This is a genomic window from candidate division WOR-3 bacterium (assembly GCA_039804165.1).
Lineage (GTDB): Bacteria > Hydrothermota > UBA3072 > UBA3072 > UBA3072 > JAFGHJ01.
Genome location: JBDRZZ010000001.1, coordinates 214,744 through 222,642 on the forward strand (window position 1 = coordinate 214,744; position 7,899 = coordinate 222,642).

Annotated in this window: 6 protein-coding genes; 3 read left to right on the forward strand and 3 right to left on the reverse strand. The window is 34.3% G+C overall.

The genetic code is table 11. The features are described 5' to 3' along the window. Positions 1-10: 10 nt before the first annotated feature. Positions 11-1,456 (forward strand): HAMP domain-containing sensor histidine kinase, encoded by a 1,446-nt coding sequence (locus tag ABIN61_01030; GenBank protein ID MEO0292790.1) that lies wholly within the window; start codon positions 11-13, stop codon positions 1,454-1,456. After that, positions 1,449-2,789, forward strand: a complete 1,341-nt coding sequence (locus ABIN61_01035) for a sigma-54 dependent transcriptional regulator (protein ID MEO0292791.1) — start codon at positions 1,449-1,451, stop codon at positions 2,787-2,789. Before ABIN61_01030 ends, ABIN61_01035 begins: the two co-directional genes overlap by 8 nt. A gap of 43 nt (positions 2,790-2,832) precedes the next feature. On the opposite strand, the gene ABIN61_01040 is transcribed toward ABIN61_01035, so the two are convergent. Further along, complete coding sequence (locus tag ABIN61_01040; GenBank protein ID MEO0292792.1) at positions 2,833-4,407, reverse strand: sugar-binding protein; 1,575 nt, start codon at positions 4,405-4,407, stop codon at positions 2,833-2,835. Between the two features lie 1,266 nt (positions 4,408-5,673). Here ABIN61_01040 and ABIN61_01045 point away from each other — a divergent pair. Beyond that, a complete protein-coding gene (locus tag ABIN61_01045) occupies positions 5,674-5,814 on the forward strand; it encodes a hypothetical protein (protein MEO0292793.1) in 141 nt (46 codons plus the stop codon). A 313-nt stretch (positions 5,815-6,127) separates the two neighbouring features. On the opposite strand, the gene ABIN61_01050 is transcribed toward ABIN61_01045, so the two are convergent. Beyond that, positions 6,128-6,769 carry a hypothetical protein gene (locus ABIN61_01050; protein MEO0292794.1) on the reverse strand — a complete coding sequence of 214 codons (642 nt, stop codon included), beginning with the start codon at positions 6,767-6,769 and terminating at the stop codon, positions 6,128-6,130. A gap of 60 nt (positions 6,770-6,829) precedes the next feature. After that, complete coding sequence (locus ABIN61_01055; GenBank protein ID MEO0292795.1) at positions 6,830-7,522, reverse strand: RHS repeat-associated core domain-containing protein; 693 nt, start codon at positions 7,520-7,522, stop codon at positions 6,830-6,832. Between the last annotated feature and the right edge of the window lie 377 nt (positions 7,523-7,899).

Genomic DNA, 7,899 nt, shown 5'->3' on the forward strand with positions numbered 1-7,899 from the left:
AATTTTTATAATGAAATCAAAAATTTTAATTTTTGTTATATTGGTGGTAATAAGTGGGTTTGTTTTTACTATAGTAAGGATAACAAATAGAAATATAGAAGAGGCCTATAAAAATAGCTATAAAACAGCTTTTCAGTTATTAGCAGTGATGGCCGATAATTATTTAAAAGGCGAAAAAGAGTTAAATAAAGTAGAAATAAACAACTTGAAGGAAAAGGGATTTAAGATTCTTGAAGAATGGATAAAAGAAAAAAAAATATCTTTTCCGGAAGATATAGAGGGACTGTGGATTTTTAGAGATTCTGTGATTCTGGAAAACTTCATTAAATTTCCTGATTTAGAAGAGCCTATCCTGGATTTCTACAAAAGAGAATTAATGAATAAGCTTTATGGAACTTTATTAAATATAGGAGAGAGCTCTTTCTATTTAGTAAATATAACTCAGAAAGATTATAACATTCTTTTATTATCAAAGAAAGATTATGGAAGAGGAGAAATTTCTGAAATTTTCGATTCGCTTGTCACTTCTTCTAATCTTCTTTATTTTTCAATCCTTGATGAAAATAATTCTCCTATTCTTTACAGTTCTATTTATGAGGAATTCCTTCCTCTTAAAGGTGAAGGTCTTCATATTTTAGAAACTCCAGTTGGCAAAATTTTTCAGATTGAAGGGAGGAAGAATGGGGAGAGAATAATTGCTGGTTTTTCTATGAAACCCCTTTTAGTAGTAACTTCAATTAATATGTTTTTGCTTATATTGATAATATTAACTTTTTCTGTTTTAATTATTTTCTTTTTATACAAATTTACAAAATTTGAAAATTTTAGAATTGATAAAGAAAGAGAGATTCGTCATCTTGAGGAACTAAGTGCCCTCTCTTCAGGTTTTTCCCATGAGTTGAGGAATTCTCTTAATACTCTTTCTCTACTTGCTAAGCAAATAGAGAAAGAAGAGGGAAGGCTCCTTAAGGAAGAAGTTAAAAAAATGAATTTAGTTATGGATTCTCTAAGATTATTGACGCTTTCTAAAATTGATAAGAAAATTGTAGATCTTGAAAGTATTATTAGAGAATCAATTTCTCTTGTGAATAATAAAAAAGAAGTAGTAAAGTTTGAAATAGAGAGTTCAGGGAAATTAGTTGTGGAAGGTAATAGAGTCCTATTGGTTTCTGCTTTTTCTAATATAATAAAGAATGCACTTGAAGCAAAAGCAAGCAAGATAAAAATAATTTTAAAAAAAGCTGGAAATACTGGAAGAATCTTATTTGTGGATAATGGTAAAGGAATTGAGAAAGAGAAGATCCCTCGAGTATTTGAGCCTTTTTATTCGGATAAAAAACAAAGTGGGCTTGGTTTATATTTGACGAAGAAGATTATTGAGGCTCATGGGGGAAATATTAGGATTTCAAGTGGAAAAGAAACAATGGTTGATATTCTTTTACCTATAAATGGATAAAATAAATATTTTACTCATTGAAGATGAAGCCAATCAAAGAGAGTTATTGAGAAAGATTCTTCTTAAAGAAGGGTATTTTGTAGAAGAAGCCTCAAAAGGAGAAGAAGCAATTTCTATTTTTGGTAAAGGCTATTTTGATTTAGTTCTCCTTGATAGGAAGTTACCAGATTTATCTGGAATAGAGGTCCTAAAAAAAGTTAAAGAAATGAATCCTTTAATTCCAGTTATAATTATTACTGCTTTTGCAGAGGTCGATAATGCTGTAGAGGCAATGAAAGAAGGAGCCTTTGATTATTTAACTAAGCCTATTGATGTGGATGAACTTATTGTTGTAATAAAAAAGGCTTTGGATAATCTAAATCTTAAAAGAGAGAACTTGGAACTCAGAGAATCTTTGAAAGAAAAATTTCAATATGATAGGATAATTTATAGTTCTGGAATAATGGAAGATTTAATGTCTTTTGTTTTTAGGGCTGCCAAAAGTGATGCAAATGTTCTTATAACAGGGGAAAGTGGAACTGGTAAAGAGCTCATTGCAGGTGCAATTCACAATCTTTCAAAAAGAAATGATAAATTGTTTGTTGTTGTCCATCTTGCGGCACTTCCAGAAACTCTTATAGAATCTGAATTGTTTGGCTACGAGAAAGGGGCTTTTACAGGAGCTGATAAAAGAAGAATTGGAAAGTTTGAATTTGCTTCTTTTGGAACAATATTTCTTGATGAAATTGGAGAATTGTCAAAAGACGTTCAGGTTAAGTTATTAAGGGTAATAGAGGAGAAAAAAATAACAAGAATTGGCTCTAATAAAGAGATACCTATTGATGTTAGATTAATTTCCGCTACAAATAGGGATATAGAGAAGGAAGTTGAAGAAGGAAAATTCAGGGAAGATTTATATTATCGTTTAAATGTAATTCGTATCCAGGTTCCACCTTTAAGGAAGAGAAAAGAAGACATTCCTTTGCTTGTGGACCATTTTATAAAAATAGAGGCGGAAAAAGAAGGGAAAGAAATTAAGGGAATAACAGAGGAGGCTTTAAAAAAACTTCTTTCTTATGATTTTCCAGGAAATGTGAGGGAACTTGAGAATATTATTAAAAGAGCAGTTGTTTTTTGTCGGGGGAAATATATTTCTATAGAGGATATTCCGCTTTCAGTGGATAAAAAAATAAGGCATAGTGGAAAGTTAAGAGATGTAATTGAAAAAGTCGAAATGGAGATGATTTTAGAAGCTTTAGAGAGATACAGCTGGAATCAAAGTAGAGCTGCAAAAGAATTGGGTATTTCTGAAAGAGCGATTAGATACAAGATGAAAAAATATAGAATAAAATAAAAACCCGTGGCAGAAGCCACGGGTTTTTATTTTTGGTCCTGAGCTATTTCAGGACCGTTATTTTCTTTGCTACTTCGCTAGAACCTGCTGTTAGTTTGAGTAGATATACACCATTTGCAAGATCACTTACATCAAGCTCTGCTTCTTGTGTTCCAGCGTCCTTTACACCCTTAACAAGGGTCTTTACTTCCTGACCAACTAAGTTGTAAAGCTTCAAGTTCACAGAGCTTCTTGCAAGAATGGTGTATGAAATTTTCGCATTTGAATTAACAAGAGCTGGAGCAGAGAGTTTTACAGCAAGAGGAGCTTCGGCAACACCCAGAACTGATAATACTGCAGTTCCAAATAGACTTGGATTCTGCCAGGAGTCGTTGCTGTAAGACCACCATTTTAGCATATTTTGACGGTTTCCACCATCGTTCTCATTTATCTGGGCTTCCCAACCAATGATTTGTCCTTCTTGTAGAGGGAATAAGGGATTTCCATCTTTCTTGAGTGAATCAACTGGAATTACTAATTCAAGAGCCCAACCGTCTGAGGTTGATGTCCAGGCTATTGTCCCACCTGATACACTACCAGGTCCAGGGTTTCCAGTCTCTTCGTTATAGACATATCTCCATTGGACATCGTTACCATCATAGGAAGCAGCTTTTTCATTTCCACCATCAAAGTAAATTTCCCAGGAGTCACGTTCCCAAGGATTTTGGTGTTGAGTGTCTATTGAGTCATCAACAACTTTTCCATAGAAATAGATACCGTCTGCATTCCAAGCAATACGATAATATGAAGAAAGGTCAAATCTTCCTCCATCTGGATAGCTTCTTTCTCCACCCACACTCATTGTTATTGCTGGAACACCTTCCCAATCATCATCAAAACCATCAATACTTGCAGGAGGAAGTTCAATATATGGTATCTGAAGTTTTACATCATCATTAGCAAGTTTTGCAGTTCCAAATAGACTTGGATTCTGCCAGGAGTCATTGCTATTAGACCACCATTTTAGAATATTTTCGCGGTCTGCTCCATCGTTATCATTTACCTGAGCTTCCCAACCAATGATTGTTCCTTCTTGTAGAGAGAATAGCGGAGTACCATTTTTCTGTAGGGAATCAGCAGGAATCCAAAGTTCAATAGCCCAACCATTTGAAGTTAGTGTTGTTACAAACTCACCAGGTCCAGGGTTTCCAGTCTCTTCTCCATAGACATATCTCCACTGGACATCGTTACCATCATAGGAAGCAGCTTTTTCATTTCCACCATCAAAGTAAATTTCCCAGGAGTCACGTTCCCAAGGATTTTGGTGTTGAGTGTCTACTGAGTCATCAATAACTCTTCCATAGAAATAAAATCCAGGGGTATCTCCATCGACCCAACCTGCAATATAAAAACCGGATAAATCAGCCGCTCCATCAGAGGGGACTTGATCATCTACATAAACAAACATCCCAACATCTGGAAGATTTGGTGTATCTAACTCTTCATCTAACTCTCCATCAATTATTGGCTGAATAGCTAATTTTGGGATGTGGAGAACATTGTTAATTGTGCTTCCAGCATTTTGAGCAAAAAGCATTATGCTAATTAAACTTATTATTAATCCTATTAAACGTCTCATCGATCTTAACCTCCTTAATTTTTGTTTCTTTAATTACAATTACCTTTTTCTCATAATCATAAAACCATAGAAGAATCCTTAAAGAAATTTAGCCTTTTCTCCTAATAGAAGTAAGGAGAAAAGGCCTTATCTACCAAACTTTAATTTCATACTAAATCTCATTATACACCTCCTTTCTAATAAATTTCAGTTTATATTATAACAAAAAAAAATTAATTGTCAAGGGGGAAATATTGCATTGTTATTATTATAAATAAAATGTCCTATTTTAATTCCATAAATAAATGCCACATTTTGGGAGTAGAATATGACATTCATATTGAGAAAGAAAGAAAAAGGTTACCTCTTTGTCCAAAAGGAAGTAACTTTGTAAGCATATTCTCTTACCATGAAATATTAAAAACAAGAAATAATCGATAGTTGGCTTAAAAGAGAAATAAAAGATAATCAAGTAACCATTCTTTTAGTAGTTAGTTATCATCATGCTTTAAGGCTAAAAAGAGCTTATAAGGAGGAAGGTCTTAGAGGGATTATTTCTAAGAAAAAAGTCGGAAGAAAAGGTATTCCGGACCTTTTGAGAGGTTAACGGATTTATTCAAGGGAAAATATGGCAATAGATTTAATATTGCCTATTTCAAGAGAAGTTAGATGATTTAGAAGAGATACATTCCAGAGGAGTGGTATCTCATAACAATAAATAGATGATGCCACAAATGAATTATTGTTTGCAAAGTTTTCCCTAAAGATACAGCTTTTAACAATATGGAAGGGATAAGGAAAGTTATTGAAAATAAAGGTTTTTTATTCTTGTCTATTGATAAAGCATCCCATTTCAAACCCACAAGATATGGAGGACATTATAAAGTGAGTCCTGGGTAAGAAGAGACTCATATAGAGAAGATATTAAAGGACCTTGGTATTGTTGTAATACCGGCGAATTCACCCCGGGCGAAAGGGAGGATAGAGAGGGATTTTGGGACTCTTCAGGATAGACTTATAAATGAGATGTGGCTGGTAAAGATAAAAGACTATGAGGAAGCGAACACTTTTCTAAAGGATGTATTTTTTTTACTGGAATAAGAGGCTCAAGATAAGACCGAGGATAGAAGGAAGTGCTTATAAGAGTGTTTTTGGTATAAATCTTGATTTTAGTATTTACCGTATATAAGGTGTGTCTCGAGCGATGGCACAATAAGTTTTTATAAAGAGGAGATATTTCTTCCTCTAACGAGAAGGAAGCTAAATCCGACGAGAAAGGAAGTAGAAGTGGGGTTTTCTGCCGAAGGGACGATATGGGTTTTAAATGAGGGTAAGGTTATCTATCGAACGGAGATATCGGAGGAGAACTCTCTTGTGAAGAGAAACAAAGTAATAGAGGATATTTTGAAGAATAGAACATCCAGATGAAAATAGGACATTTATTTATGAAAAAATGTGACATTTATTCCGAAAAATAATAGGTGACATATTGCATGAAAACAACAGATAACCGTTCGCAGGCAAAGCCGCCCAAATGCAAAATTACAAATAAAAATTCAAAAATGAAACAGAACTTAGGATTCCAAATCCCAACTGTTAACCCGAAACACTAAACTCAAAACCCTGATTCACTATTCTTCTCTTTTCCGAAGAATAGAGAAATTTAAGTTTACGGATCTCGCCACCGGTAGATTGAGTTATATTTTCCAATCTGCCTTCCCTGCCCGTATTTCCTTCACTTCTACCTACAAATTACTCTTGCAAGGAAAAGATATACGAATATACCTATTTCACATAACAGAAGTATTCGTAGAACTTTTGTTTTATTTGGCACTTTTTGGGCAATCATAGAAATAATTCTATAGAGTAAAACTACCCAAACCCCCAAAAGTGGACCAAATAGGGTTATATCGTATCCTAGCAATGTTTCAACTTTAAATATAGAGGATATTAACCAGAAAATACCAAAGACCACCATAAAAAGCATTATGTCCAACGCATCAGCAAACTTTGTATAAATTGAATTTTTTTCGTCTATCTCATTTTTATGTTTTGAAAATGAAAATCGCATAGTCGTTATATACCCCCAGGTAAAAACAGAAATAAAAAAAACTAAACGATACATTTTAGTAGCCAAAAACAAGAGTAATATACCCAGAATGCAAACTAAAATTAACTGTGGAAGGTAAATCTGATTTTTCCAGTATCTTCGCAGCAAAAGAGGAATTATTAATCCCCCAATTGCTATCGTTCCAAGAACTAATAATAAAGCCTTCCCTATTTGTAATCCTCGGTTATAAAAACCCATATAAAACAAAAACAATGTAAAAACCAACCAGCTGAATCCATAAGTGAATATATCGTTAAACTTTGATTTTTTCATTTTCTCTGCTAATCCTCCTTTAATCTATTATCTTTTTCTTATTGTTAAAGTTTCTATATCTTATTTGTTCCCCATATTCGGAAGAGGGAGTGCATCTTTCCCTATTATTTTGAGTCCGCAAATCGTACACATACCGAAGCATATACCTGAAATTGGATCATCTTTGTGTGGCCAGAGTCGTTCACAAGGTATCGATTTTATACATTCTTTCACACATTGCTTATAGTCAGGAGCATATTTACATCCAACAAAACACCCAAACAACGCGCCACCTGCACAGGCACTGCAATATAAACAAGGATTAAAAGCTATTTGTACAATTTCACCAGTTGGATCCAAAATATTAGTAGGGTTATTAATAGCATATATATAAGCGTTTAATGCCTGTGGGCTTTCGACAGATGTAATCAACAAATTTATTTTTAGCCCACGACAGAGATTACAATTATTTAAACCCAATTCACCATTTTCTACATCCAACACCGGGTCCTCCTGGGTAAATCTGCCAATAGTAGATGCATAATATCTTGCTCTCAAATTGTAAAGCCCGGACGGTTCTTCATCCCTTTCCTGCCCGGTATAATAGTAGTGGTTGGGAACATTTTCGGTTTTCTTCCTGAAATTTCCGAAATCATCATAGAGATAAAGATTTCTGTAATTACCGGTAGAGTCACAAATCATTGTAATAGACCCCAATCCATCGTGGAAGTATTGATATAGTTTTCCATCCGAATCTATCCTTCCTACTAACATACCATTAGTATAGACATATTTGGATTTTAAGTCAAGATGGCCGTTGAGTTCGGCTACTGCAAACATTCCGTCGTAGACATAATAAGTTGTATCAACTTTGGTTGCAGAACTATCTATCTTCCTTATCCTTCTCCCTTCCGAGGAATACAGGAATTTAAGTTTATGGATTTGTCCACCTGTAGATTGAGTTATCTTTTCGAGTCTTCCTTCTCTGTCGTAGGAGAAAGTATATCCATCTGTTGCAGTAAGGAGGTCGCCTCTATTGTTGTAGGTATATTGTTCCCCGAGTTCGGTTATACTCAACAATCGGTTGTTGTCCGTGTTGTAGATATACTCCAGATGAGAAGGATAACCGATAGCAGTTCTTTCTGTCCTAT

Coding starts and splice junctions, on each gene's coding strand:
- ABIN61_01040 (MEO0292792.1), bottom strand. CDS start 4,407: ATGAGACGTTTAATAGGATTAATAATAAGTTTAATTAGCATAATGCTT.
- ABIN61_01035 (MEO0292791.1), top strand. CDS start 1,449: ATGGATAAAATAAATATTTTACTCATTGAAGATGAAGCCAATCAAAGA.
- ABIN61_01050 (MEO0292794.1), bottom strand. CDS start 6,769: ATGAAAAAATCAAAGTTTAACGATATATTCACTTATGGATTCAGCTGG.
- ABIN61_01055 (MEO0292795.1), bottom strand. CDS start 7,522: ATGTTAGTAGGAAGGATAGATTCGGATGGAAAACTATATCAATACTTC.
- ABIN61_01030 (MEO0292790.1), top strand. CDS start 11: ATGAAATCAAAAATTTTAATTTTTGTTATATTGGTGGTAATAAGTGGG.